Source organism: Streptomyces sp. NPDC107517 (assembly GCF_055582645.1).
The window spans coordinates 198,967-225,053 of record NZ_JBVJPM010000015.1; the positions used below are offsets into that span (position 1 = coordinate 198,967).

The 26,087-nt window shown below is 69.3% G+C and carries 18 protein-coding genes; 10 read left to right on the forward strand and 8 right to left on the reverse strand.

Translation table 11 applies throughout. From position 1 onward, the window contains the following. Positions 1–111 precede the first annotated feature (111 nt). The 3 genes from ACZ67T_RS30365 to ACZ67T_RS30375 all read left to right on the forward strand — a co-directional run bounded on the left by ACZ67T_RS30365 (position 112) and on the right by ACZ67T_RS30375 (position 7,298). Positions 112–3,471: an FtsX-like permease family protein gene (locus ACZ67T_RS30365; protein ID WP_469988179.1), complete on the forward strand. Its 3,360-nt coding sequence runs from the start codon at positions 112–114 to the stop codon at positions 3,469–3,471. A gap of 1 nt (position 3,472) precedes the next feature. Continuing rightward, positions 3,473–6,250, forward strand: coding sequence for an FtsX-like permease family protein (locus ACZ67T_RS30370; protein WP_469988180.1), 2,778 nt, complete (start codon positions 3,473–3,475; stop codon positions 6,248–6,250). Between the two features lie 91 nt (positions 6,251–6,341). Further along, positions 6,342–7,298, forward strand: a complete 957-nt coding sequence (locus ACZ67T_RS30375) for an ABC transporter ATP-binding protein (protein WP_469988181.1) — start codon at positions 6,342–6,344, stop codon at positions 7,296–7,298. Positions 7,299–7,438: 140 nt separating this feature from the next. Here the strand turns inward: ACZ67T_RS30375 and ACZ67T_RS30380 are convergent, their stop codons facing one another. From ACZ67T_RS30380 to ACZ67T_RS30400, 5 genes are all read right to left on the reverse strand, one after another. Next, the gene (locus tag ACZ67T_RS30380; protein ID WP_469988182.1) at positions 7,439–8,113 is read right to left on the reverse strand and encodes a DUF8185 domain-containing protein; all 675 of its coding nucleotides are present in this window, start codon (positions 8,111–8,113) and stop codon (positions 7,439–7,441) included. Continuing rightward, positions 8,110–8,550: an acyl-CoA thioesterase gene (locus ACZ67T_RS30385; protein ID WP_469988183.1), complete on the reverse strand. Its 441-nt coding sequence runs from the start codon at positions 8,548–8,550 to the stop codon at positions 8,110–8,112. The genes ACZ67T_RS30380 and ACZ67T_RS30385 overlap by 4 nt, the downstream gene beginning before the upstream one ends. Next, entirely contained in the window at positions 8,550–10,214 is a 1,665-nt protein-coding gene (gene ettA, locus ACZ67T_RS30390; protein ID WP_469988184.1) for an energy-dependent translational throttle protein EttA, read from the reverse strand. The genes ACZ67T_RS30385 and ettA overlap by 1 nt, the downstream gene beginning before the upstream one ends. A 239-nt stretch (positions 10,215–10,453) precedes the next feature. Then, a complete protein-coding gene (locus ACZ67T_RS30395) occupies positions 10,454–10,957 on the reverse strand; it encodes a hypothetical protein (protein ID WP_469988185.1) in 504 nt (167 codons plus the stop codon). A 121-nt stretch (positions 10,958–11,078) separates the two neighbouring features. Further along, on the reverse strand, positions 11,079–11,837 hold the full coding sequence (locus ACZ67T_RS30400) for a GntR family transcriptional regulator (RefSeq protein WP_469988186.1): 759 nt from the start codon (positions 11,835–11,837) through the stop codon (positions 11,079–11,081). Positions 11,838–11,916: 79 nt separating this feature from the next. On the opposite strand from ACZ67T_RS30400, the gene ACZ67T_RS30405 reads away from it, so the two are divergent. Next, positions 11,917–12,204 (forward strand): hypothetical protein, encoded by a 288-nt coding sequence (locus ACZ67T_RS30405; RefSeq protein ID WP_469988187.1) that lies wholly within the window; start codon positions 11,917–11,919, stop codon positions 12,202–12,204. 515 nt (positions 12,205–12,719) lie between these two features. After that, on the forward strand, positions 12,720–13,463 hold the full coding sequence (locus ACZ67T_RS30410; protein ID WP_469988188.1) for a GntR family transcriptional regulator: 744 nt from the start codon (positions 12,720–12,722) through the stop codon (positions 13,461–13,463). Positions 13,464–14,032: 569 nt separating this feature from the next. On the opposite strand, the gene ACZ67T_RS30415 is transcribed toward ACZ67T_RS30410, so the two are convergent. Further along, on the reverse strand, positions 14,033–14,521 hold the full coding sequence (locus ACZ67T_RS30415; RefSeq protein WP_469988189.1) for a hypothetical protein: 489 nt from the start codon (positions 14,519–14,521) through the stop codon (positions 14,033–14,035). A 902-nt stretch (positions 14,522–15,423) separates the two neighbouring features. Between ACZ67T_RS30415 and ACZ67T_RS30420 the strand changes: the two genes are divergently transcribed. After that, positions 15,424–18,024: a S8 family serine peptidase gene (locus ACZ67T_RS30420; RefSeq protein WP_469988190.1), complete on the forward strand. Its 2,601-nt coding sequence runs from the start codon at positions 15,424–15,426 to the stop codon at positions 18,022–18,024. Then, a complete protein-coding gene (locus ACZ67T_RS30425) occupies positions 18,024–21,050 on the forward strand; it encodes an FG-GAP-like repeat-containing protein (protein WP_469988191.1) in 3,027 nt (1,008 codons plus the stop codon). Before ACZ67T_RS30420 ends, ACZ67T_RS30425 begins: the two co-directional genes overlap by 1 nt. Before the next feature lie 1,664 nt (positions 21,051–22,714). Here ACZ67T_RS30425 and ACZ67T_RS30430 read toward each other — a convergent pair. Both ACZ67T_RS30430 and ACZ67T_RS30435 read right to left on the reverse strand, forming a co-directional pair. Next, positions 22,715–22,924, reverse strand: coding sequence for an e9imm peptide (locus tag ACZ67T_RS30430; RefSeq protein ID WP_469988192.1), 210 nt, complete (start codon positions 22,922–22,924; stop codon positions 22,715–22,717). A gap of 14 nt (positions 22,925–22,938) precedes the next feature. Continuing rightward, positions 22,939–23,409, reverse strand: coding sequence for an NUDIX hydrolase (locus ACZ67T_RS30435; protein WP_469988193.1), 471 nt, complete (start codon positions 23,407–23,409; stop codon positions 22,939–22,941). Positions 23,410–23,427: 18 nt separating this feature from the next. Here ACZ67T_RS30435 and ACZ67T_RS30440 point away from each other — a divergent pair, with 18 nt between their 5' ends. The 3 genes from ACZ67T_RS30440 to ACZ67T_RS30450 all read left to right on the forward strand — a co-directional run bounded on the left by ACZ67T_RS30440 (position 23,428) and on the right by ACZ67T_RS30450 (position 26,073). Further along, on the forward strand, positions 23,428–24,207 hold the full coding sequence (locus ACZ67T_RS30440) for a GntR family transcriptional regulator (RefSeq protein WP_469988194.1): 780 nt from the start codon (positions 23,428–23,430) through the stop codon (positions 24,205–24,207). A gap of 139 nt (positions 24,208–24,346) precedes the next feature. Next, complete coding sequence (locus ACZ67T_RS30445) at positions 24,347–24,703, forward strand: SCO3933 family regulatory protein (RefSeq protein ID WP_376691898.1); 357 nt, start codon at positions 24,347–24,349, stop codon at positions 24,701–24,703. Between the two features lie 2 nt (positions 24,704–24,705). Next, complete coding sequence (locus ACZ67T_RS30450) at positions 24,706–26,073, forward strand: FtsK/SpoIIIE domain-containing protein (protein WP_469988195.1); 1,368 nt, start codon at positions 24,706–24,708, stop codon at positions 26,071–26,073. Positions 26,074–26,087 lie beyond the last annotated feature (14 nt).

Sequence of the window (26,087 nt, forward strand, 5' to 3'; positions counted from 1 at the left end):
AGGTGGTGCCCCCGATATCCGGTTCAAACCCCTTCCCCAACTCCGTTCGCTCTGAAAGCATCCGGACAGACTTTCGGGGGATGTGCGGCGCGGAGGGGTACGGGGGCAGGGGTGTCGGGATTTGTCCTACTCAGGGTGCGCGCGCACCGGTTGCTCCTGACCGCTGCGCTTCTCGCGGTCCTGCTGACGACGTCCGTTCTCGCGATGCTCAGCGCCTTCTCGGGCGCGATCGGTGACGCCGCTCTGCGGAACAGCCTGCGTACCCGTGACACCGCGGCCACGGCGCTGACGGTCAAGGCCGATGTGCCCGCCGACGGCCGCGAGGCGGCGGACGCCGCGGTCCGCTCCGGGGCGCGGGACATCTTCGGCGGGCTGCCGGTGAGCGTGCAGACGCTGATGAGGTCGGGCCCGTACGCGCTGCCGCGCTCGCTCCAGCCGCCGGCCGCCCGCTCCGGGAACCCCGACCTGACCCAGTTCGCGGCGCTGGAGCGCGGCGAGGTCCGCATCACGAAGGGCCGCGCCCCCAAGGCGGCGCAAGGATCCGAGGCACCGCACGGATCCAGGGCGCCCGTCGAGGCTGCGCTCCCCGAGGCCGCCGCCCGGCAGCTGAAGCTGCACCCCGGCGACAAGCTCACGCTGACGGACCGCCTCGGCGGTCCCACGGTGTCGGTCAGGCTCACCGGCGAGTATCAGCCCGTCAGGCCGACCGCCCCCTACTGGAAGCTCGACGACCTCGGCGGCCGCGGCATCCAGAAGATCTCCTTCACGACGTACGGGCCCCTGCTCACCGCCCCCTCCGTCCTCGCGGCCGGCCAGGTCTCCGCCGGGAAGTCGGCCTGGCTGGCGTCCGCCGACTTCTCGTCGGTGACGACCGCGGACATCGACGCGCTGCGCACCGGCGCCCGCGAAGGCACCAAGGCGCTCCTGCACGAGAAGGCGCTCGCGGGCACGACCGGGGTGAACACCTCGCTGCCGGAGACCCTCGACCGGGCGGAGCGCGCCCTGCTCGTCTCCCGCTCCACCCTCCTCATCGTCGCGCTCCAGCTCGTCCTGCTCGCCACGTACACGCTGCTCCTGGTCGCCCGGCTGCTGAGCACGGAACGCGCGGGAGAGACGTGGATGCTGCGGGCGCGCGGCGGCTCGCGGGCCCGGGTGACCTCGCTCGCGGCGATCGAGGCGCTGCTGCTCGCGCTGCCCGCGGCCGTGTGCGCGCCGCTCCTCGCGGGCCCGCTGATCCGGCTGCTGTCCTCCTGGGGCGCCCTGTCGCGGATCGGGCTGCGGCTCGACGTCGGCGCGGGCCGCGGGGTGTGGCTCGTCGCCGTGGCGGTCGCGGTGGGCTGCGCGCTCGCCGTGACGGTGCCCTCGCTGAGCGCCGCGGGTCCCGAGCGCGGCCGCGCCAGGTCGCTGCCGGCGCCGCTGCGGGCGGGCGCCGACGTGGGCCTCCTCGTCATCGCAGCCGTGGCGTACTGGCAGTTGGACCGGCAGACGTCCGGTTCGGGCACGCTCAGCAGCACCACCTCGGGCACTCTCGGCATCGACCCGCTCCTCGTCACGGCCCCCGCCCTGGCCCTGCTCGCCGGTACGGTCCTGACGCTGCGGCTGCTGCCGCCCGCCGCGAAGCTCGCGGAGCGGCGCGCGGCCGGCGGGCGCGGGCTGCCGGCGGCGCTCGCGGGCTGGCAGTTCAGCCGCCGCCCGCTGCGCGGCGCGGGCCCCGTCCTGCTCCTCGTCCTCGCGGTCGCCATGGGCATGCTGGCGATCGGGCAGGGAGCGTCCTGGAACCGCTCGCAGGAGGACCAGGCGGACTTCCGGGCGGGCGCCTCCCTCCGCGTCCTCGCACCGGGAGGCGGGCTCGGCCAGGCCGGGGTCTACGCGGCGGCCCCCGGCGTACGGGACGCGGCGCCCGCCCTCCGCGCGACGATTCCCCTGACCGGAAGCCGCGAGGCGACGCTCCTCGCCCTCGACACGGCGCACGCCACCGACGGGTTGATGCTGCGGGACGACATGTCGCCGAAGTCCCCGTCGCGGCTGCTGTCGTCGCTGCGCACCGGTGGGGACGACCGCTCGCCCGGCGTCGTGCTGCCCGCCGACGCGGCCGGCGCCTCCCTCACCCTGCGCCTGGGCACGCCCGCCCGTCCGCACGACGCCTCACCGTCCGATGTGCGGGGCACCGTCACCGCGACCGTCGAGGACCGCTACGGAACCCCGTACCAGCTGTTCCTGGACGACCTGCCCGCCGACGGGCGCGCGCACCGGCTCGCGATGGATCTCGGCGGGGGCGGCGGCTCGTCCCTCGACCGCGCGGCTACCCCGCTGACCCTGACCGGCCTGGCCCTCGACATCAACCAGTCCGTCACCGCGACGGTGAAGCACCGACTGACGTTCGAGGGACTGCGATCCGTGAACGCGGCGGGGGCGCAGCAGTCTCTGAAGCTGGGCACGCGGTGGCGGGCGTCCGTGCAGGGAGGCGGGGAAGGAAGCGGTGACACCCGGCCCAGCGCCCCGGTGCTCGGGCGTCCGTCGGGCGGCCATGTGTCCGTCGGGTTCGACACCGGGCAGCTCGATCCGCTGCGCATCCCGTTCGGGGCGCCGCCCAGCATGAGCGTCCGGCTCACCGCGGAGCGCCCCGCGGTCAAGGAGGTCACCGCCGTGGCCACCGACCGCTTCCTGAGCTCGTCCGGCGCGAAGGTCGGCTCCACCGTCGCCGTGCCCGTCAACGGCTCGCCCCTCGACGTGCGGATCTCCGCGAGCGTGCGCGCCCTGCCGACCACGGGGCCCGAGGCCGGGGCCGACACCACGACCGGGACGGACACCGGCCCCAAGTCCGCGGACGGGGGCGCCGTGTTGCTCGATCTGCCCACCCTGAACCGGGCGCTCGCCGACCGGCAAAAGGAGAGCGTCCTGCCCGGCGAGTGGTGGCTGAGCACCGAGCCCGGCCGCAGTGCCGAGGCCGCCGCCGCCCTGCGCGCCCGCCCCGACGCCGACCCGGCGCAGGTCGTCGTGCGGTCCGAGATCGCCGAGTCGCTGCGCGACGACCCGCTCGGCGCGGGACCGCAGTCGGCGCTCGCCGCGGCCGCCGTCGCCGCCGCTCTCCTCGCCGCGGTCGGGTTCGCCGTGAACACGGCGGGCTCGATGCGAGAACGCGGCGACGAGTTCGCGATCCTGCGGGCGCTCGGCGCGCCCCGGCGCCAGCTCGCCCGCCTCGTCGCCGCCGAGCAGGGCATCCTGGTCGCGCTCGCCCTCCTGGTGGGGCTGGCCCTGGGGTCGTTCCTCACGAGAGCCGTCGTGCCGCTCGTCGTACTGACCGGGCAGGCCGCCCAGCCGATGCCCCGGGTCCTGGTCGAGCTGCCGTGGGGGCAGGTCCTGTTGCTCCTCGCGGGCGTCGCGGTGACGCCCGTCCTGATCACCGCGGGCATCGCCCTGCGCCGGCCGCCGGACGCCGCCATCACACTGCGCCGCCAGGGGAGTGAGTGACATGACGCCACCGACCGTCGCCCCCTGGGTGCGCACCCGCCTGCGCGCCGCACCCGGCGCCGCCTGCGCGCTCGCCCTCCTGGTCGCCCTCACGTCGTGCCTGGCCGCCGTGTTCCCGCGCGCCGTCCAGGACTACGAGGACGCGGGCCTGCGCCACGCGGTCTCGGCCACGGCACCCCAGCGCACCGTCCTCCAGCTCACCACCGCGGAGCCCGGCATCGAGCAGGAGCCGGGCGCGCGGGACGAGATGATGCGCACCGAGTCCATGCGCGCCGTGTACGAGGAGATCGTCGGCTCCCTGCACGCACCGCTCGCCGTGGACAAGGCGCAGTCCTCGTACGGGCTGCGCACCACCACGCAGCTGAAGGCGACCTCCGACATGTGGCTGCCGCGGCCCGACGGGCTGGCCGCCGAGTTCACCCTCTCCGCGCAGAGCGGCCTCGCCCGGAACAGTACGGTCGTCGCGGGGCGGCTGCCGCGCGCGACGGGCAAGGTCACCTGGGAGGCGACCGACGTGGAAGGCGCCGTGACGGCCGCGACCGCCGAGGCGCTGCACATCGAGCCCGGTTCGGTGATCCACGTGCCCGCCCTGATGAAGGGCAACGTGTCCGTGCGCATCACCGGTGTCCTGAAGGCGAAGGACCCCAAAGCGTCGTACTGGGCGGCCTATCCGGTCCTCGCCGCCCCGTCACTGCGCCAGACCAAGACGCTGCCTCCGTCGAATTTCTGGCTCGGCGGGATCCTCCTCGCGCCCGACGCGGCGCCCGCGCTGCTCGGCACGGCCGGCGACCCCGAGCAGTTCTGGCAGCTCGCGCCCGACCTGGGGTCCCTCGACGCGCGCACCATGCCCGCCCTCAAGTCAGCTCTCGCCTATACGAAGGACGGCCCGGGCCTGCTCGCGGTGCGCCGGGCCACGGGCGGCGACACCGAGGTCGTCACCGGCCTCGACGAGTTCATCACCGACTACCAGGAACTGCGGTCCCGTATCGGCCCGGTCGTCTCCGTCGCCGCCTACGGCACGGGCACGGTCGCCTGCATCGTGCTCCTGATGGCGGGCGGCCTGGCCGCCGAGCGGCGCCGCGCCGAGTTCACCGTCCTGCGCTCGCGCGGCGGTTCGGTGCGCGGGCTCGCCGGGCGGCTGCTCGCCGAGACGGGGGTCGTGGCCGTGCCCGCGGGCGCGGCCGGACTCGCGCTCGCGCTGGTCGCGGTCCGGCACGGCCGCTGGCAGCCCGCCGTGCTCGCGGCCGCCGCGGTCGTCCTGCTCACCTGCCTCGCCCTGCCCCTGCGGGCCGTCGCCGCGCACCGCCGCGTCCGCGTGGGCGGCGCGCGCGACGACCTCGCCCAGGCCCGCCCCTCGCCCCGCCGCACCGTCGCCGAACTCACCCTGCTCGTGCTGGCGGTCGCGTCCATCGTGGCGCTGCGCCGCCGGGGCACGTCCGACGGCGGGGACAGCCTCGTCGCGCTCGCGCCGGTCCTGGTCGGTGTCGTCGCCGCGTTCGTCCTCGTACGCGTGTATCCGCTGCCGCTGCGCTGGCTGGCCCGCCCCGCCGGGCGGCTGCGCGGCGTCGTCGGCTATCTGACGCTCGCGAGGACGGGCCGCGCGACGGCCGGTGCCGGTACGACCGTACTCCCCCTGCTCGCGCTGCTCACGGCGCTGACGACGGCCGCGTTCGGCGGTTCGGTCCTCGCGGGCATCGACCACGAGCGGGACCGGGCGGCGGTTCTCGCGACCGGCGCGGACGCCCGCGTCGAGTCCGGCTCCGCGCTGCCCGCCGCGCTCGCCGGGCAGGTCAGGAAGATGCCCGGGGTGCGGGACGTGTCGCCGCTGACGCTGCGGTACGACGCCGAGCCGAAGAACGGCAAGCGCAAGGTGCCGCTCGCCGTCGTGGACACGGCGTCGTACGCGCGTCTGTCCGCCCGCACGGACCTCGGGGAGTTCCCCGCCGGCGCGCTGACGACGGACGCCGCGAAGGCCGGCACCGCCGCGTCGCCGCTCCCCGTGCTGGCCTCCCCCTCGATGCGGGACCTCTTCGGGACCGGGCCGTTCTCGCTGTGGATGGACGGCGAGAACGTCGTGCTGCGCATCTCCGAGGTCCGTACGACGACGCCCGCCCTGTCCGACGACTTCCTCGTGGTCGACAGGACGGCCCTGGCCCGCCGGGTCGGCATCGGCCAGAAGGCCAACGAGGACATCGCGGCCCGCTACCTCCCCAGCTCCCTCCTCGTCACCGGCGACCACATCGACGGGCTCGCCCTGCGCGAGGCCGCGGGCTCCGAGGTGTCGGTGCGGCTGCGCGCCGCCGAACGCGCCCGGTACGTCGACTCGCCCCTCCAGACCGGCGCCGCCCGCGTCTACTCGGCGGCCGTCGTCATCGGCGCGGGCTACGCGGCCCTGACCCTGCTTCTCGCCCTGGCCCGCGCCGCCCCCGAACGCACCGCGCTCCTCGCGCGCCTGCGCACCATGGGCCTCACCCGCCGCCAGGCCCGCCGCCTCCTCGTCCTCGAAGCGCTCCCCCAGGCCGCGCTCGCCGCGGCGGGCGGCGCCCTCACGGGGTGGGCCGCGATCCGGCTCCTCGCGCCGGGTCTCGACCTCACGGGGCTGGCCCTGGCGTCGGCGGGCGGCGAGGGCCCGGTGGCACGGCTGCGCACCGACGCCGCCTCGCTCCTGCTGCCCGCGCTGTGCGTCGTCCTGCTCGCCACGGCCGTGGCGGCCGGTCAGGCCTGGTGGACCGGACGGCGGGGATTCGTACGGGAGTTGAGAGCTGGGGAAACGTCATGAACCGACGCGGGCAACAGGCGTACGACTACGACCTCACGGCAGCGACAGGACCAGCCACGGCGAGGGCCGAAGGGACACCGGGAGAGACCTCATGACCACCACCGACCCCACCCTCGCCGATCTCGAACGGCGCGCCGCGGACCGCCGCGACCAGCCCGCGTACGGCCATGACGCCCTGATCACCTGCGACCGGCTGGTGCGGATCTTCTCCACCGACGGCGTCGAGGTGCAGGCGCTCCAGGGGCTCGATCTCCTGGTGCGCGAGGGCGAGTTGATGGCTCTGGTCGGCGCGTCGGGCAGCGGCAAGTCGACGCTGATGAACATCCTCGCGGGGCTCGACGAGCCGACGGCGGGAGCGGCGAAGGTCGCGGGCTGCGACCTGCTCACGATGGGCGCCAAGGAACGTCTGCGTTACCGCAGGGACATCGTCGGCTTCGTCTGGCAGCAGACGGCCCGCAATCTGCTCCCCTATCTGACGGCAGCTCAGAACGTGGCACTCCCGATGCAGTTGAGGGGCCGCACCAAGCGCTCGCACAAGTCCCGGCGAGCGGGGGAACTCCTCGATCTGCTGGGGGTCGGCGACTGTCGCGACCGGCGTCCGCAGGCGCTGTCGGGCGGCCAGCAGCAGCGCGTCGCCATCGCGGTGGCGCTCGCCAACGAGCCGTCGGTCCTGCTCGCCGACGAACCGACCGGCGAGCTGGACTCCCACACGGGCGAGCAGATCTTCGCCGCGTTCCGCACGGCGAACGAGGAGCTGGGCACGACCATCGTGATCGTCACGCACGACCAGACCGTCGCCTCCGAGGTCCGCCGCACCGTCGCCATCCGCGACGGCCGCACCTCGACGGAGGTCCTGCGCCGCACGGAGGTCGACGCGGCCACGGGCCAGGAGTCCCTGGTCTCGCGGGAGTACGCCATGCTCGACCGCGCGGGCCGGCTCCAGCTCCCCGCGGACCACACGCGGGCGCTGGGGATGCGGGACCGGGTGCTCCTGGAGCTGGAGGAGGACCACATCGGGGTGTGGCCGGACGACACCGAGCCGGGCTGATCCCGATCCGTACCGACTGATTTTGATCCGTACCGGCTGATCCCGATCCGTACCGACTGATTTTGATCCGTACCGGCTGATCCTGATACGCACCGGCTGATCCTGATCCGTACCGGGAGGCAGGGCTCCGGCGCGATCGGTCAGACGGGCGACACGGAGAGGCCGGACATCCCGTTGCTGCGCCGCAGCGCCACGGAGCCGTAGGCGGTGCGCAGCCGCAGCCACGAGCCGCTGCTGAGAAGGTCCAGCGTGTCCCCGCGAAGGAATCCGAGGGACTGGGCCGCATGGGCGGCCCGCACCGGAACCCCGGTGTCGCCGATGGTCCGCGACCAGATCTCGCGCCCGGTCCGGTCCAGTTCGGCGCGCGTGCGCGCATCGGGAGCCAACGCATCGACCCGCGCCTTGAACTCGGCGACAGCGGCCCGTACGAGCCCGCGTACGACGTCCACGTCCGGGAAGCCGGGGACCAGCTCCCAGCCGCCGCGCGGGGGCAGGACGCCGGCCCACGGAGGCCCGGTCACCGCGGCGGGCACGCGCGCGGTCCCGGCCCGCTCGTCGATCGACTCGAGCAGCTCACCGGCCGACACGGTCACGTCCAGCGAGCTGTCGAGCCCGTACTCGTACGGCTTCAGGAGGCGGGCCGTGCGGATCGCGAGGACCTCGAACGACGGCGGCCGCCCGAAGACGGCAAGCGCCTGTCCGCCCGCCTGGAGCCGCACGGCGGCGGCCCGGTCGTAGTGCACGAGCCGGCCGAGGAAGGCGGCGAGATCCGCCCCTTCCCCGGCGTCGGCGAAGTGCAGCACGGGTGCCGTCATGCGGCCAGCGCCCCCGAGCCGCTGTCGGCACTGTCGTCCATGTACTCCTGGAGGTACGCCTTCTCCTCGGCGGTGATCCGCCGAGGCCGCTGCGCCTCCAGGTTGAACGGCACGACCACGGTCGAGGCCCGCACGTAGACCTGGTCCTCGTCCTTGATCTCGTACGCGATCGTGAGAGACGCGGCGCTGATCTTCGTCACCCACGACTCGATGGTGACCGGCGTGTGCCGGTGCACCAGCGGGCGTACGTAGTCGATCTCGTGGCGGGCCACGACGGACCCGCCGGAGAACGACGGCGACCCGTCCCCGGGCGCCAGCTGGAACATGAAGTCGATCCGCGCTTCTTCCAAGTACCGTACGAAGACAGCGTTGTTGACATGCCCGAAGGCATCCATGTCCGACCAGCGCAGGGGGCAGGCGTAGATATGACGCACCATCAGCCTCGCGTCAGCTTCTTGTACGTGGCACGGTGCGGACGCGCGGCGTCCGCGCCGAGGCGCTCGACCTTGTTCTTCTCGTACGACTCGAAGTTGCCCTCGAACCAGTACCACTTGGAGTCACCCTCGTAGGCGAGGATGTGCGTGGCGACCCGGTCCAGGAACCAGCGGTCGTGGGAGATGACCACGGCCGCACCCGGGAACTCGAGCAGCGCGTTCTCCAGCGACGACAGGGTCTCGACGTCGAGGTCGTTCGTCGGCTCGTCGAGGAGCAGCAGGTTGCCGCCCTCCTTGAGCGTCAGGGCGAGGTTGAGGCGGTTGCGCTCACCGCCGGACAGGACGCCGGCCGGCTTCTGCTGGTCCGGGCCCTTGAAGCCGAAGGCGCTGACGTACGCGCGCGACGGCATCTCGACCTGGCCGACGTTGATGTAGTCGAGCTCGTCCGACACGACGGCCCAGAGGGTCTTCTTCGCGTCGATGTTGGCGCGGCTCTGGTCGACGTAGGAGATCTTGACCGTGTCGCCGACCTTGATCGAGCCGTTGTCCGGCGTCTCGAGGCCCTGGATCATCTTGAACAGCGTGGTCTTGCCCGCGCCGTTCGGACCGATGACGCCGACGATGCCGTTGCGCGGCAGCGTGAACGACAGGTCGTCGATGAGGACCTTGTCGCCGAAGGCCTTGGAGAGGTTCTCGACCTCGACGACGATGCTGCCCAGGCGCGGGCCCGGCGGGATCTGGATCTCCTCGAAGTCCAGCTTCCGCATCTTGTCCGCCTCGGCGGCCATCTCCTCGTAGCGGGCGAGACGGGCCTTGGACTTGGTCTGGCGCCCCTTGGCGTTGGACCGCACCCACTCGAGCTCTTCCTTGAGCCGCTTGGCGCGCTTCTCGTCCTTGCGGCCCTCGACCTTGAGGCGCGCGGCCTTCTTGTCGAGGTACGTCGAGTAGTTGCCCTCGTAGGGGAGCGCGCGGCCGCGGTCCAGCTCGAGGATCCACTCGGCGACGTTGTTCAGGAAGTAGCGGTCGTGGGTCACGGCGACCACGGCGCCCGCGTACTTGGAGAGGTGCTGCTCCAGCCAGTTCACCGACTCGGCGTCGAGGTGGTTGGTGGGCTCGTCGAGGAGCAGCAGGTCGGGGGCCTCGATGAGGAGCTTGCACAGCGCCACGCGGCGCTTCTCGCCACCGGAGAGGTTGTTGACGGGCCAGTCGCCGGGCGGGCAGCCCAGGGCGTCCATGGCCTGCTCGAGCTGCGCGTCCAGGTCCCACGCGTTGGCGTGGTCCAGGTCCTCCTGGAGCTTGCCCATCTCCTCGAGGAGGGCGTCCGAGTAGTCGGTCGCCATGAGCTCCGCGACCTCGTTGAAGCGGTTGAGCTTCTTCATGGTGTCGGCGGCGCCGTCCTGCACGTTCTCCAGGACCGTCTTCGACTCGTCGAGCTGCGGCTCCTGCATGAGGATGCCGACGCTGAACCCGGGCGAGAGGTAGGCCTCGCCGTTCGACGGCTGCTCGAGACCCGCCATGATCTTGAGCACCGTGGACTTACCGGCACCGTTGGGACCCACGACACCGATCTTCGCGCCGGGCAGGAAGTTCAGGGTGACGTCATCCAGAATCACCTTGTCGCCGTGCGCCTTGCGCGTCTTGCGCATGGTGTAGATGAACTCAGCCAAGAGAAACCGTCCGGCAATCGATGTGTGGGCAGATACACCCCATCTTGCCTGACGTCCATCCCTGGATGGAAACCCGTATGCGCCCGAGGCCCTGAACTGGGCGTTCGACCCCAGTCCGCCACAGCAGAGCCGTCACTGTTGGTCGCCACTGGTCACCCTCGGGCAACCTCGCACGGCCCAGGGACGGCCCAGGATCGCCGGAGACGTCGCAGCGGAAACAGGTGGGGGCCTTACGTGAGCTAGTTCCACACGTGCACGACCGGGGCTCCTTCCAGCGGGAGGCGATCGCGGTACCACTCCGATTCCAACCACTCCTCGATCACGAAGAGCGGTCGCGACAAAAGCGCTTCCCCAACCCGCTGAGCCCTCAGAAGCAGCCCAAGATCAGTCAGAGCGAGGGAGTCATCGGGCGTGTAAAGCAAGCAGTTCCCGTGCTCGGCAGAGTGGTCCAGGAGAAGCTGGTGCGCCTGCTCGGGATCATGGCCGTCCAGCGCCCGGCCTGCGAGGAAGGCCTGAGGGCCGAGGACCGCATCCAACGCCATGCACGCCAACCTGCCCTCGTAGTAGAAGACCTTCACTCCGTCGGCGAAGTTCTCCTGCTCGTACGGGCCGCCTACCTGTTCCTGCGGGGCGGAGACCCCGAGCGCGACTGCGACGTCGGCCGAACTCATCCCGAACCGCAAGGGCCCCACACCGACCTCGGGCGCCCACTCCCAGCGCTCCCGTTCACCGTCCGCCGTCATGGCCCCCGCCTCCCCCGTGGATGGCTCACAGCCATCCTCCATTTCACCCCGGACCTTGGTGCCCGCTCAGGGCTCGAAAAGCCAGCCGAGAAACTCAGTCACGCCGGCGCTGCTTCGGACCCTAGTGAGGGTTGACCGGAGTCTCGTAAACGATCTCGCACAGGGCGGCAGGCACGACGATGTCAGCCGTCTCTACTGGCCGCCCTTGGTCGCTGTAGTACGTCCGCCGAATGTGGGTCACCAGAGCGGACTTCTGGATACCGAGAAGTGAGGCTTCCTCTGCACTCGCCCGCCTCGGCTCCGGCTGCTCGACGGCATGGCTCACGGTGACGCCGATCTGCGCCATCCGGTTCACGACTCCCACACCGGCATGGGGCCCACCTTCGGGGAGAACGACGAGGGTCCCGGCGGTGAGGTCGTACGGCTCCCAACTCGTGGACAGCTGCACAGGCCTTCCGTCGGCGAGGAACTCATACACGGTGCGGACGCAGAGGTCACCCTCAGCGATGCCGAGTCGTCCCGCGATTTCGGCGGACGCCGGCACCTTGGCTTCGGTACGGCTCTCCCAGTCGCCTTGCTTGCCCGCGGCCTTCATGTCCGCACGGAACGGCGACCCGCTGGGCTGCTCACGCGCCGAGGATCGGACCACGCGCACGCGCTGACGGGGTGCGGCGACATACGTCCCGGATCCCGCACGGCCTTCCAGCGCACCCTGGGAGATCAGCAACTCTTGAGCCCGACGGATCACGTTCTCACCGACGGCGCACTCTTCGGCGATCTGGGCGCGGGAGGGAAGCCGGTCCCCCGGCACCCATTCCCCATCCGCAATCCGACGTCGGAGCACGTCAGCGATGCGGAGGTACGGCGGCTGCTCAGACATATGGAAAATCTAGTCCACTAGCTCTAATCTAGTTAACTAGCTTGACCGAGAGTAATTGACAAGTGACGGGGGCGGAGCTGTGTCTGCTGCTTCGGGTGCAGGCGCCGAGGACATCGCCGCCCGACTGACCGCGCTCGGACTTACTCCCCGTGTGACAGAGCACGCCCGTCACCTGGTGATCGAAGCGGAGGTACCGGATTCGCTCCCCGCCGAGAAGTGGCGGGTGGCCCTGGAAGCAATGGCGGAGGCCGACCGATTCGGGCTCTCGGCCACCAGTCTCAACGGCCGCACGTTATGGGCCGCCGTACATACAGAGACCCCCGCGACGGGTGAGGTCCGGGGGCTGGCAGTCAGCGATAGGAGCTGATCAGCGTGTTCAACCGTAGCTGCAGTACCGGGCACCACACCGGCGCATGGCGCATCCCGCCTGTGGCACTCGTCGTACTGGCAGGGACCTTCTGATGCCGCCCGGCCGGCCCCCTGGCATCACACAAGGAGCGACCGTTCCCTACAGGTCGACCGCGTGCTGGATCGGCACTCACGGTGCGTGTGCCGACCCCTTGCCCGCCGCCCCTGTGATCGACGCGCCTCTGATCTACGAGACGTGCAGTTGTGGTTGCCATTTGATGACCGACGGAGGCAGCGCGCAGGAGGTGCCCCAGTGAGGGGGTGGGCGCCCAGCGGCGTGATGGCTGCACCTGTCGAGATCACGATGGCAAGCGTCCGGCGCGGTGACGTCATCGAAGTCGGCGGCAGTCCACACCGCGTAGCCGATCTGGTTCAACTCCCCGGAGGAGCCAAGCAACTCCGATTCGATTCCGGGGAGCTCCTGACCATGCAGGCGCGGACTCGGCTGATCGCCCTCCGAGTACTGAGAGGGCGGTGACTGACACCGTGCCCTCCCGCCGCCAAGTCATCGCCGACGACATCCGAAGCCAGATCGCGGCCGGCCAACTCAAAGCAGGCGAACGCCTCCCGTCCGAGACAAGACTCGCCTCCCGGTACGGGGTGAGTACGTCGACGCTGCGCGACGCTCTGGCACTCCTCCAGAGCGAAGGCCTCATCGAGAAGACCCACGGCAAGGGGAACTTCGTCGCCCTCACGCCCCGCCGTCTCACGTACGTCGGCGGGGGTCGAAAACCCCTTGAGGCCAGCCCAATCGACTCGGGGCTTCGGGTCACCGTCCACACCACCCACCTCCAGGCGCAGGGACATCTGATCCCTCTGCTGCGGGTGCCAGCGAACACCGAACTGACTCAGTTCCTCTGCGTCCGCAACGAAGGGAGCTCCCCACACAGCTTCGCCCGGATCTACGTGCCATGCGATCTACAGGAGAAGAACCTTCCCTGCGAGCCGCCTTCGTGCACCAACTTCGAGGCGAGACTGGCGGGCCCCTGCCCACCACTGGCAGAGATCCGAGAACGCCTGACAGCACGCCTGCCGACGCCCGAGGAAGTGGAAATCCTTCAGATCAGTTCCACCCTCGCCGTCCTCGACATCACTCGCGTAGCGATCGACGGAACGGGTCGCGTGGTCGAGGCAGCGCTCCTGGTCCTCCCCAGCCACCGCACAGACGCGTACTTCATCACCCACCCCGTGCCCGACGAGAGGAAGAGGGAACGATGACGTCACCCAACGAACTGCGGCTCCTCCCATGGTCGGACCCTGAGGGCAGGGCCTGCTACTTGAGCACTGACGACGCCAACGGCTACTTGTCCCGCCTGGCCGACAACACCGAAGCCATCCAGCTGGGAATGGCTGCCGAACTTCTAGAACAGGCGTCAGACTTACTCGCCGCGGAGAAGGTGGCATCGGGCGACTTGCGCGCCGTGGCGACGGACCTCGCGGAAGCTCTGAGGACAACTCTCAGAGTTGCTGCAAGCCGGGGCCAGCGCTTGTCGCAGCCGAACTCGGCCGACCCAGAACGAGGCGAAGAGGGCCCCCGACTGCCGGCATCGGCATTCGTCTAGCCAACCCACGCACGGACGACGGAGAGCATCGGGAACAGTCCGCGCTCTCCGTCAACTGCTGCCTTGGCCCACCAGCCGACGATGGAGCCGCCGACCAAGTGCTTTGAAGGCACTTTGTGTGTTCGGCTGTGATAGGCGTCTGAGCTGGGCAGTCACGCTATGCGGCGACGGCTTTCCTACGGGCTTCGACACACATTCGACTCGGCCTCTCGGAACGGGCAGAAGTCAGTGCACAGCGTTGAGCGCCGTACGAAAGCCTTCCCCGCCATACAAGGATTCGTAGTCGATGGCGATAGCAAGTCGCCTAGAGAAGATGTCTTCGATGGGAGCATGGACGAGTGGATCGTATGTGGCGAGTGACAGCAGGTACTCGTCGTATCCGGTTTGCAGTACTTCAACTTGACCAAAGGTGACTGCGTTGAGGTGCGCTGGTAGACCAGCGCGCACTCTGTCGGCAGAGGCCTTGTCCCAGCGGCCCACGAGCTCCCCGTCGATGGTCACACGCGTCGACACCACAACGGCCGGCCCCAGCCCTACGTTCACGAGCTTGATCCCGGACCGGGCCCCTTCGTGTATGCCGCGGTGCAGTTGAAGTACGGGCCGGACTGAGTGTCGGTTGTGCTGCCTCGTGACGTGCGCCTGCCATACCGACACGCCCAGTGAGGCTAAGGCGATGACTATGGCGCATACGGCGACGATGGTCTCTGTGTTCATGTCCCTCCCGGACTAGCGCCGACACGGTGAAGGCCATGATCGGTCTTCCGAAAGGTGTTGGGAAGCAGCAAGCCCTCGGGCTTGCGGGCGCACTCCAAGTCTGTGCAAGCGGTCGATCCCCGCTTTAGGAGTTCGATCCGAACTCGCTCCGGCTGCCGTCGTCTACTGGCGCGACGGCCGGGCAGGGGCTCTGGTGTACCCCGCTGTTCGGCGTCGTTGATGTCAGTCGTTGATGTCAGAGAGCGCTCGATCTGGGTGAAGTCCCTGTGTTCCTAGTCGGACTGCCCTGGATGGCGAGAACGTCGTAAATGTTGGCGCCTCCGGCGTGACAGGGCAGGGCAGAGGCATGGTTGCTGAGCCAGTAACTCCTCAGTAACGGCACGACCCTAGGTTCAGTGGTCCTGCGCCTCGTTCAAGTCCTCTGGGATGGTATCGGGATGCCGTCATCAGGACGGCATAGAGCACTGAGTGAGGCGCAGGGCTTAGTTCCCAGTGTGTTGGCCTGCTGCTCGATGGCAGTACCGGGGCAATCGGCGAGCTGTACGGGCCGACCGACACACGGATGGCCGGGGTAGCGCCTCTCTTGACAGCCTTGTGTGAGCGCAACCGCTCGCGCGATCGTGTCGCTGCATCAGCCCCCGGCGCCAGCTGACTGCCCGCCTCGGGCCTGCAGGACAACGCCCGCGCACAACGTCCGAGCCGCTGCAGTCGCGCGATGCAGGCACTCAACGTGCGGGGTCGGGTTGGCGCAGGGCACTCCGGCTCGGCCGTGGTGACCGCTCACCGGAGGTACGCGCCAGGAGGTCGTTCATCGGGGCAGGTCACAGGGCCAGTAATGGCTCAGTAACGGCGGCTCCCTAGCGTCCGGGCACCCCTTTAACTCTCCCTCCAGGAGTGCTTCGATGCACCTGCCCCGACCGCCACGGCGCAGATCCGCCGCATGGGCGGCTGCCGCGTTCACCGCGACCGCCCTCGCCGCCGGCGTCATGCCGGCCGTCGCCGCCGACACCCCGTCCGCCACCGCCACCGCGAAGGTGGACGCGGAGCTGCGCAGCGCCGTCGCGAAGGGCGGCGACGCGACGTTCTTCGTCACCTTGAAGGACCAGGCCGACCTGTCCGGCGCCAAGAAGCAGAAGACGCACGTGGCGAAGGCGAAGGCCGCGTACAAGGAGCTGCGCGCGCACGCCGCGGACAGCCAGAAGTCGCTGACCTCTTTCCTGGACAAGGAGAAGGTCGGTCACAAGGATTTCTGGATCGCCAACACCGTGGAGGTGACCGGTGATCAGGATCTGGTGAACGAGCTGGCGAAGCGTTCGGACGTCGCGTCGGTCGTCAAGCGGCAGACGTACAAGCTCGACGACATCGAGACCTCCGACAAGAAGGTCAGCAAGTCGCGTACCAACCCGTCGGCCACGGGCTCTGCCGCCGTCGACACGGCCGGCAGTGGTGACGACACCCCTGAGTGGGGTATCGACGACATCAACGCCGACGACGTCTGGAAGCAGTACGAGGACCGCGGCGAGGGCATCGTCGTCGCCAGCATCGACACGGGTGTGCAGTACAACCACCCGGACCTGGTCGCCCAGTACCGCGGCAACAACGGCGACGGCACCTTCACCCACGACTACAACTTCTTCGACCCGACGGGCGAGTGCGCGGGCGGTGTCCCGTGCGACACCGTCGGCCATGGCACCCACACGATGGGCACGATGGTGGGCAAGAAGGGCATCGGTGTCGCGCCGAACGCCAAGTGGATCGCCGCGAAGGCCTGTGTTCCCACTGGCTGCTCGGAGGAGGACCTGCTCTCCTCGGGTCAGTGGATCCTCGCGCCGACCGACCGCAACGGGCAGAACCCGCGCCCGGACCTCGCCCCGAACATCGTCAACAACTCCTGGGGCAACAACGACGCCGGCACGCCGTTCTACCAGGACATCATCGATGCCTGGAACTCCGCGGGCATCTTCGAGGCGTTCGCGGCCGGTAACGACGGTGACGGCACGACCTGTTCGACGACGCACCCGCCCGGCTCTCAGGCCGATTCCTACGGCGTCGGTGCCTACGATTCGACCGGCAAGATCGCGCCCTTCTCCGGTTTCGGTCCCTCCCTGGCCGACGGTTCGGCGAAGCCGAACATCTCGGCTCCGGGCGTCAACGTCGAGGCGACCTGGCCCGGTTCGACGTACAACACCATCTCGGGTACGTCGATGGCCACCCCGCACGTCGCGGGCGCGGTCGCGCTGCTGTGGTCGGCGGCCCCCTCGCTGATCGGCAAGATCGACGAGACCCGCGCGCTGCTCAACGAGGGTGCCCGTGACGTCGACGACACGCACTGCGGCGGCACCGCCGACATGAACAACGTGTGGGGCAACGGCAAGCTCGACATCCTCAAGTCGATCGACCTGGCGCCGCACATCGCCGCCACCGTCACCGGCAAGGCCACCGACAAGGCGACCGGTGCGGCCCTGGCCAACATCACCGTGAAGACCGTCAACACCCTCGGCGTCGTGCGCACGGTCACCACCAACGCGGACGGCACGTACCGCCTGCCGCTGCCCGCCGGCACCTACTCCTTCACCTTCAGCGGCTACGGCTACGCCAACGGCTCGGCCACCGACGTCACCCTCACCGCCAGCCAGGCCTTCACCCAGGACATCGCGCTCACTGCGGTGCCCTCGCACAAGGTCTCCGGCACCGTCCTCGACGTCACCGGCAAGCCGCTGCCCGGCGCGAAGGTCGAGCTGAACGGCGCGCCGCTGGACGCCGTCACCACCGACGCCAAGGGCGCCTACTCCTTCGCCAAGGTCTCCGAGGGCTCCTACGGCCTCGTGGTGAAGCCGGCCGCGCCCATCCTGTGCAACGGCGTCTACAGCGACACCGCGGCCGTCGGCTCCGGTGACCTGACCAAGAACGTCCAGGTCCCCGACCGCACCGACAACGCGGGCAACTCCTGCGCTCCCGCCACTTATTCGTGGATCGCGGGCTCCAAGAAGGTCACGCTGACCGGTGACGAGGACTCCGCCAAGGTCACGCTGCCCTTCCCGGTGAAGCACTACGGGGTCTCGTACACCTCTGCCTCGGTCACCACCGACGGCCTGATCAACTTCCTGTCCTCCCGCGTCGGTGACTACAGCAACACCGCGATCCCGACCACCGGCATGAACGGAGTGAAGGGCATCGTCGCCCCGCTGTGGGACGACCTCACCCTGGACAAGAAGTCGTCCGTGCAGACCGCCACCACCGGCACCACCGGCAACCGCAAGTTCGCCATCGTGTGGAACAACGCCGCCTACGCCAACGGCACATCGGGCCGCGCCACCTTCGAGGCCGTCTTCGACGAAGCCACCGGCGCCGTGACCCTCCAGTACCAGTCCGTCCCGGACAAGGGCGCGGGCGCCACCATCGGCATCGCCAACCAGGCCGGCACCGACGCCCTCCAGTACTCGTACAACCAGTCTGTGATCGCGAACGGCACCGCCGTCCGCTTCACGCAGGGAGCCAAGTGATGAGAGCTCACCAATCGCGGCGGGCTTTGACGCTCGCCTCCGCCCTGGTCGCTACGGGCCTGTGCCTGACCGCGGTCCCGCAGGCCCTGGCCGCCGACAGCGATAGCGGCTCGCCGATCAAGCTGACCAGCGCCGAGGCCAAGAAGCTGGCCGCCGACAGCGACAGCAGCTCGCCCATCAAGCTGACCAGCACCGAGGCCAAGAAGCTGGCCGCCAGCGTCACCCTCGACCCGTACATCGAGGCCGAGAGCGTCACCGAACCGAAGACGGACGACGGATCCGCCTCGACCGGCTCGGGCACGGACGCCGGTTCCGGCAGTGGCTCGAAGGCGGACGGCGCGTCCACGGACGCGTCCACCACCGTCGACCCGACCACCAAGGTCACCATGACCGCGAAGTCCACGCTGGAAGGCGTGCGCGGCATGGGTGCCACGGTGCCGATCGGCAAGAACGGCGACTACTTCTCCGTCAACAGCATGGGCTACGTGCAGCGTCACGCCGCCGACGGCAGCGAGACCTGGGCCCGCACCAGCAGCTCGTTCTTCACGGACTGGCAGGTCAAGCCGCTCCAGGCGTGGCGGGTCGAGCCGTACCCGGCGCAGATCCTCATGGGCTACAACGCGGTCGCGCCGTTCTCCGCCCACTCGGACTCCGGCTACTCGACCGGTGACCTGACCGGCGACGGCGTCCCGGACCTGGTGTTCTCGGCACAGGTCGGCACCCTCCCGTACCCGCGCGCCTTCACCTCCCCGGGCTCGGACCTGAGCACCGGCACGTTCGTGACGGTGCTCGACGGCAAGACCGGCACCACGGTCTGGTCGAAGCTCTACAACCACGCCTCCATGGTGAAGATCGTCGACGGCACCCTGCTGATCGCCGACGCCCCCCGAATGAGCAGCGACGCGAAGGTCCCGGCCGACGCGACGCTCACCCTGACCGGTATCCGCTTCTCGGCCGGCACGGACGGCAAGCTGACCCCGAACAAGACGTGGACGTACGACACCAAGGAAGCCCGGTACGGAAACTGGGGCGACATCCAGGACCTCGGCAAGGGTAAGATCGCCGCTTCCTGGGACCTGGGCAAGGACGACGGCGTCGACGCACGCGGCCGCACCCTGGTGCTCGACACCGCCGACGGCTCCGTCACCTGGCAGACCGACAGCATCCTCTACAGCCGTCAGCTGCGCCTGGACGCCGGCCGCAAGCGGCTCGTCGCGATCGAGCAGACGGACACCGCGGACGGGGTGCGTTACGAGGTCGCCGCCTACGACCTGAAGACCGGTGCCCGCGCCACCCTGGACAGCCGCGACAACGTGGTGCCCACCGCGCTGACCGTCGGCGACCTCACCGCCAAGGCCGGCGACGAGTACGCGGTCGCGGAGTCCTCGTTCAACGAGTACCTGTACGTCAACTCCAGCACCGTCCGCGTGCTCGACGGCGCCGACGCGGACAAGCTCCTGTGGTCGAACACGGTCAAGCGGGACGCCGACAACAGCCACGACGGGCCCAGCATCTGGGGCCTGAACGTGGTCGACGGTTCGCTGGTCACCTCCGCCCAGGACGACCGCAAGTTCAACAACCCGGACAACCCTGGCGGTTCGCGCTACGCGTCGCTGACCGTGTTCTCCGGCAAGGGCACCGTCAAGTGGCAGAGCAAGGGCGTCGCTGCCGCACCGATGTACCAGGACCTGTACACCGACGGCCAGGGCACCCACGTCCGCGTGGTCGACCAGGCGCAGAACATCCGCACCTTCAAGCTGGGCACCGGCAAGGCGGAGAAGGTCACGCCGCTGCAGGGCGACATCGCCTACGCCAAGAGCGCCGACCTGAACAAGGACGGCAAGAACGACCTGATCATGGGCGGTCAGTCGAACGGCGTGTGGGCCTACTCGGGCCCCTCGCTCGTCGACGGCGGCAAGCCGCAGAAGCTGTGGCAGGCCACCCTTCCCGGGGCGGTCCACGACATCGAGACCGGTGACGTCAACGGCGACGGCAAAACCGAGATCGTGATCGCGGCCGACACCGCGACGGTCGTCCTCAACGGCAAGACCGGCAAGACCCTCACCACCATCCCCGCCGCCGAGGGCCAGTACGTCCGCTCGGCCAAGCTCGCCGACCTCAACGGCGACGGCGAGCAGGACATCCTCGTCCCCACCGACGCCCTGCGCGCCTACTACGGCGACGGCCACGCCCTGTGGACGTACAGCGCCCCCAAGGCCGCGGGCGACGTCCGCTTCACCGACCCGTCCGTCAACGACGGCCAGGTGTACGCCTCCTACGCCAGCCGCAACGCGGTGCAGCTGACCGCGCCGGTCACGAACGCGGTCGCGCTCAACGCCAAGACCGGCAAGACCCGCTGGTCTGCCGCGCCCAAGGCTCCCGACACCGCGGTCGACGGCATCCGTACCGCCGTCCCGAACGAGGGCGTCTTCGCCTCCAAGGAAATCCCGTACGCCGACGGCCACGCGGTGATCTACACGTGGGGTGTCAGGGCGCCCCTCGAGTGGGACAGCAGCAACATCGGTCCGCAGGGCTACTTCGAGATCCGCGACGGCCGCACCGGCGAGGTGCTGCACTCCTGGATATCGGGCGGCGTGTGGACGCACCACAGCTTCTTCGCCAAGGACGGGACGCTGTACGAGGGCGGCGTGGCGTCGTTCCGCCGCTTCCGGGCGAACGGCGACGACAAGAAGCAGAGCGTCTTGCCGATGTCGATCGGCGGTGGCTTCCTGACCGGTCCCGGCGGGCGTCAGCTCCTGGTCGCCGGCAGCGAGGCCGGCCTGTACCTCTGGGACCCGAGCATCCTCGACTACGAGTACAGCTTTGCCCCGTCCGTCGGCTCCATCGGCAATCTCATGGGCGCCTGGAACTACTTCGCAGGCGACCTCGACGGCGACGGCGTCGACGAGGCGTTGTCCCTCAGCAAAGACGTCTCCGGCTGGGACCGCACCCTCGGCGAGTTCGGCGGCGGCAACTACACCCCCGACAAGGCCATCCACCAGGTCGCCACGTACAAGCTCTCCTGAGCCGGAGCGCCACCGAGCACCGACCGGCTGAACCGCCAGTCAGCTGGATCATGAACCCCCTGGGCCCTGGCCCGGGGGGTTCTCAGCGTGCTCGATCTGTCGACCACCGCTTTAGGAGCGAGGTGGGGCGGGTTGGCGCCTGACCTGCGGAAGGAGCACTCCGGCCGGCGGGGGTTACATCCCCTGCCGGTGCCTGCCATTCCCCGTGGCTCCCCGCTCGTTCTGGCACGGTTGTGGCACGGGGACCATCTGATCCGTAGCTCTACAGAGATCGGCCATTCAAGGTCATGCAGGGCGCCGGGAGGTCGGTGAGGGCCGCGGGTGGGCGCTTCTAGTTGCTGGGGTTGCTGTACTGCAGTGCTGTACCAGTCCAGGAGCTGCCCTGCTCACTCAAGGCTCAAGTTCGAACTCAGTAAGATTCGCCAACCAGATCTCTGGGGGTGATCCCAACAGGGGGTAGGGATTTAGGGGTTTCTTGTACATTATGGCGATATCCGTCATTTTCCCGGTCATTCACAGGGCCGGAGTCAAAGTCCAGCTCACGGGGCACCCACTTGTTGGTGCGGCGATTCGGGGGCTGGCGATCCTGATGCTTGGGGGAACCGTGGCCTGGCTCATCTTGAGCAACGTCCCCTTCGCCGGATTCTGATCTTGAATTCGTTATGTGGTGAGGGATCAGTCGGGTACGTGGATCAGGCTGGTCCTGGCGAGACGGCCGTCGATGAGCTTGCTATAGCCACTGTGTTACTCGGCATGGTCAGGCGCTGCTGCCTGGATTCTGCAGCACTTGTTTGGAAGATCGCGTATGTGGGTGGCTGCTGAACTGGCGAGACGGTGACCTGCACCCTCCTGGCGCGCTTCCCGGTGTTCCCTGGTGTTCCTCGCCCGTGACTGCACGATCGGGCACGCAAGGGGCACGTGCACCCTTGGGCTGGGCTGCCGGGCGCCGCGCTCCTAGCCGTGGATCGTAGGCGGCAATACGCTTCGCCCATGAACCTGGGGGATGTGGGGCGTGGGATCTTCGCCGTTGGTCCCGGCGGCTTGTCGCCTCTCAAAGGTGACAACAGTGCGGGTTGGTCGTCGGGGATATGGGGGGTGGTCGCGGTCCTGGTCGTCCTGACGCTGGTTGGGATCTTGGTGTACTCCGTACGACGGGGCTCCTCGCCGGATGACGAAGATTGATTCTTCGAGCTGCACCTTCACCACCCTCCTAACCCACCACTCACCTCAGCTCCCATCCCGTCCGCCGTCGACCCACACGTCTGTGGAGCGGGCGTGGTTCAGGGCGTCAAGGTGGAGCGCGCCACTGTACGAACGACCTTGACGCCCTGGGCCGCGTCTGCTCGGCTCTGCCTGGGTCGACGGTGGACGGGATGGGAGCCCACCACGCTCACCATGATGTGCCCGCGGCCGGGAACGGCGCCCCCTCCCACCCGGTGCCGGCCGATCCCCCGCCGGAGGCATCGTCCTTGACCGTGGGCCGGATGCGTCGGGTGCTCCACTCATGACCTCCGGGCCTATCCACGTGGGCGGGCGTCGGCGCAGCCGGGGCGGAGCGGGCCGAAGGCAGGAGCGGCGCCCCGAGCGGAGCCGGGAAGCCCGCCCGGCGGAGCGGAGCGCAGCCGGGTGCTTGATGAAGTAGGGAAAGTTCTACCGCGCCCTGATCACAAGGCGAACGGCTTGTAGTCCAAGGCTCGATCCACGATCTTCGCGGCTGTCAGCTGCGGATCGGGGTCCCAGAAGATGTAGTCGCTGACGTGCGGGCAGGCGAGCCCTTGCCTCAGAGCCGCGAGGGCCTCGGCCTCTTCCGTCTCGTCGCCGTAATCAGCATCCATGAGTCGCTGGACGAGCTTGATGGCTTCGTCTCGGCTCATGCTGTGTCGAGTCGTCATGCCGGATTACGCAACAGATGCTTGCCGTCGTGGCTCCGCACGTGGGGGGCGTTGCCGTCCAAGGCGTCCAGGAGTCGGATCGCGTAGACCTCGGCCATCCGCTCGGAGACCTCTTCGGATGTGAGCCAGTCGACCGCTGTCGATTCGCTGGACGTGCGCTCGGTGCCCCCGGAGGGCTTGCAGCGGAACACCAGCGCCACAATGCCTCGGGTCGTGTTCTTGTAGACCCCGGTCAGCTTGTCCACCTCGACGTGGATGCCGGTTTCTTCCCAGACTTCGCGGCGTACGCCCGCCTCCGGGGTCTCGTCGAGCTCGAGTACACCGCCGGGGAGCTCCCAGGTGCCATTGTCCGCGCGGCGGATTGCCAGGAGTCGGCCGTCGTCGCGCACCACCACTCCGGCTACGGACACGGAGTGCAGTGGCGTTGACTGGCCTTCCTGGGCGCTGTTACTCATGTACAGGAGCATAGGAGGAAGAGAAGGACTATGGGAACTGCAGCAGGAGAGGGGAGGGCCGTACCTCGGTACGTGCAGATCGCTGACGACATCGTTCAGCAGATCAGGGGCGGAGTCCTCAAGCCCGGAGACATGGTGCCGAGTGAGTCGGAGCTGGTGGACCGCTACGAAGTTTCGGGCGGCACGATTCGTAAGGCCATGGTCGAGGTGCGGGCCAGTGGGCTCGTGGAGACCCGACACGGCAAGGGCTCGATCGTGAAGGACCGGCCGCCGGTACGGCATCGCTCCTCGGATCGCTTCCGTCGTTCGCACCGCCAGGGCGGTAAGGCTGCCTACCTCGCCGAGTCCGCGCAGTCCGGCGCCACGGCGAAGGTCAGCGTTCTCTACATCGGGCCCATGGAGGCCCCGGAGGATGCGGCCGAGCGCCTCGGTATTTCGGCGGGCACTCAGGTCCTCGCGCGTCGGCGTCTCTACTTCCGCAACGGCACCCCGGTCGAGACCGCTTCCTCCTACCTCCCGTGGGACGTCGTGAAGAACATCCCCGAGCTGTTCGCCGAGAACCCCGGCGGTGGCGGCATCTACGCCCGACTCGAAGACCACGGGCACGAGTTCGCCGAGTTCGTCGAGACGCTGCAAGCGCGGCCGGCCTCCAAGGCGGAGGCATCCGAACTGGCGCTGAGCCCCGGTGCGCCGGTGGTTCACCTGATTCGTGAGGCCCGTACGGCCGAAGGTCGCGTGGTCGAGGTGTGCGACACCCTCATGGCCGCTGACCAGTTCGTTTTCGAGTACCGGATCCCCGCAGCCGACTGACGCGCGCTCAACTCCGCACAGCCCGCCGTGACTTATCTGTCGCGGCGGGTTGACTCATGTATAGGAGTGATGCACTCTTCTTCATGTCACTCATGTACATGAGTGACGGAGTCTAGCCTCTATATAGGAGTGATCCGCTGTGCGTCAGATCCCCGTCGACACTTCCACCGCCACCGTGATGGTCGCCAAGACCCCGCAGGTCAAGATCAAGGACCGCCGGACCGGTGAGATCGCCCTGGATGCCGAGACCGGCGGCAAGTTGATGACCGTGGACGTGATGTTCGCGGCCAACGACGAGGTGGAGATCCTGTCTGTCACGGTCCCCGAGACCGGCGTCTCCGATGAGCTGACGATGGGCACTCCGGTCGCGCTCACCGGCCTGATCGCCCGTCCGTGGGAGAACGAGTTCAACGGTCAGAAGCGGCACGGCATCGCCTTCCGCGCCGTCGCCGTCACCTCGCTGGTCGCCGGTGCAGCCAAGGCCAAGGCGGCCTGATCATGGGCGAGTTCATCTTCATCGTGCTCGTGGTGGTGGCCGTCGCCGCAGGTCTTCTGCGGTGGCGGCGCCCCGCCTGGTACTGGCTCTGCTTCGGCGCCGTACTCGCCTCGGTGCGGCTCCTGGTCCGCTACACCTCCGTGATGGAGGCCTGCGGGCTCACGGTCCCGCCCTCACGCTGGCGCCTCGCATTCGCCCGTATGGCCAACCGACCTGTACCGGAGTCGCGTTCCCCGCGCATCCTGCGTCTGCGTCCCACCCGAACCGGCCTCGTCTTACGGCTCAAGCTCCGCCCCGGGCAGGACGCCTTCGACTTCACTGCCGCCACCGACCGACTGCGTCACTCCTTCGGGATGTACGGCGTCAGCTCCCGCGAACTCCGCTCCGGTGTCGTCGAGCTGCGGATGACCGGCTACAACGTCCTTCAGCGTGTCCAGATGCCCGCCCCCAAGCCCTCCGGAAGCACGTCACCGCTCCGCGTCCCGGTCGCCCTGCGCGAGGACGGAGCGATCCACTACCGCGACTACCGCGCCGTCCCGCACGGCCTGACCCTCGGCGCCACCGAGTCCGGCAAGTCCGTCTACCAGCGCAACCTCGTCTGCGGCCTAGCCCCGCTCGACGTCGCCCTGGTCGGCATCGACTGCAAACAGGGCGTCGAACTCTTCCCGCTCGCCCGCCGCTTCTCCGCGCTGGCCGACAACCCGGACACCGCGCTCGACCTCCTCGAAGCCCTCGTTGCCCACATGGCCGATGTCTACCAGCTCATACGCGCCGAACAGCGCATCAGCGTCGCCGTCCCGGACGCGGAGATCGCCGCCGACATCTGGGACCTGCCCGCCGACCTGCGCCCGACCCCGGTCGTCGTCCTGGTCGACGAGGTCGCCGAACTCGCCCTCTTCGCAAGCAGGGACGAGGAGAAGCGCCGCGACCGCATCATCACCGCCCTGGTCCGCCTCGCCCAGCTCGGCCGCGCGGCCGGCATCTACCTGGAGATCTGCGGACAGCGCTTCGGCTCCGAACTCGGCAAGGGCATCACCATGCTCCGCGCCCAGCTCACCGGCCGTACCGCCCACCGCGTCAACGACGAGACCAGCGCCAACATGGCCTTCGGTGACATCTCCCCGGACGCCGTGATGGCCGCCATCCAGATCTCACCCGACACCCCCGGCATCGCCGTCGCCGGTGACTCGACCGGAGGCTGGACCCGCATCCGCGCCCCGCACACCACGCTGCGCGACGCCGTGAACCTCTGCAATGCCCACGCCGACCGCGCCCCGGACCTTCCCGCGCTCGCCGCCTTCCGGCCCGCCGCCGCCGCGTCCTCCCCGGCCACCGTGCCGCTCACCAAGGCCACCCCGGTCACGGCCTGACCCTGCCGCTCCAC

Excerpts from the sequence above, each read along its gene's own strand:
- ACZ67T_RS30370 (WP_469988180.1), top strand. The coding sequence starts at position 3,473 with ATGACGCCACCGACCGTCGCCCCCTGGGTGCGCACCCGCCTGCGCGCC.
- ACZ67T_RS30425 (WP_469988191.1), top strand. The coding sequence starts at position 18,024 with ATGAGAGCTCACCAATCGCGGCGGGCTTTGACGCTCGCCTCCGCCCTG.
- ACZ67T_RS30385 (WP_469988183.1), bottom strand. The coding sequence starts at position 8,550 with ATGGTGCGTCATATCTACGCCTGCCCCCTGCGCTGGTCGGACATGGAT.
- ACZ67T_RS30430 (WP_469988192.1), bottom strand. The coding sequence starts at position 22,924 with ATGAGCCGAGACGAAGCCATCAAGCTCGTCCAGCGACTCATGGATGCT.
- ACZ67T_RS30415 (WP_469988189.1), bottom strand. The coding sequence starts at position 14,521 with ATGAACACAGAGACCATCGTCGCCGTATGCGCCATAGTCATCGCCTTA.
- ACZ67T_RS30380 (WP_469988182.1), bottom strand. The coding sequence starts at position 8,113 with ATGACGGCACCCGTGCTGCACTTCGCCGACGCCGGGGAAGGGGCGGAT.
- ACZ67T_RS30420 (WP_469988190.1), top strand. The coding sequence starts at position 15,424 with ATGCACCTGCCCCGACCGCCACGGCGCAGATCCGCCGCATGGGCGGCT.
- ACZ67T_RS30375 (WP_469988181.1), top strand. The coding sequence starts at position 6,342 with ATGACCACCACCGACCCCACCCTCGCCGATCTCGAACGGCGCGCCGCG.
- ACZ67T_RS30450 (WP_469988195.1), top strand. The coding sequence starts at position 24,706 with ATGGGCGAGTTCATCTTCATCGTGCTCGTGGTGGTGGCCGTCGCCGCA.
- ACZ67T_RS30395 (WP_469988185.1), bottom strand. The coding sequence starts at position 10,957 with ATGACGGCGGACGGTGAACGGGAGCGCTGGGAGTGGGCGCCCGAGGTC.
- ACZ67T_RS30440 (WP_469988194.1), top strand. The coding sequence starts at position 23,428 with ATGGGAACTGCAGCAGGAGAGGGGAGGGCCGTACCTCGGTACGTGCAG.
- ACZ67T_RS30400 (WP_469988186.1), bottom strand. The coding sequence starts at position 11,837 with ATGTCTGAGCAGCCGCCGTACCTCCGCATCGCTGACGTGCTCCGACGT.
- ACZ67T_RS30435 (WP_469988193.1), bottom strand. The coding sequence starts at position 23,409 with ATGCTCCTGTACATGAGTAACAGCGCCCAGGAAGGCCAGTCAACGCCA.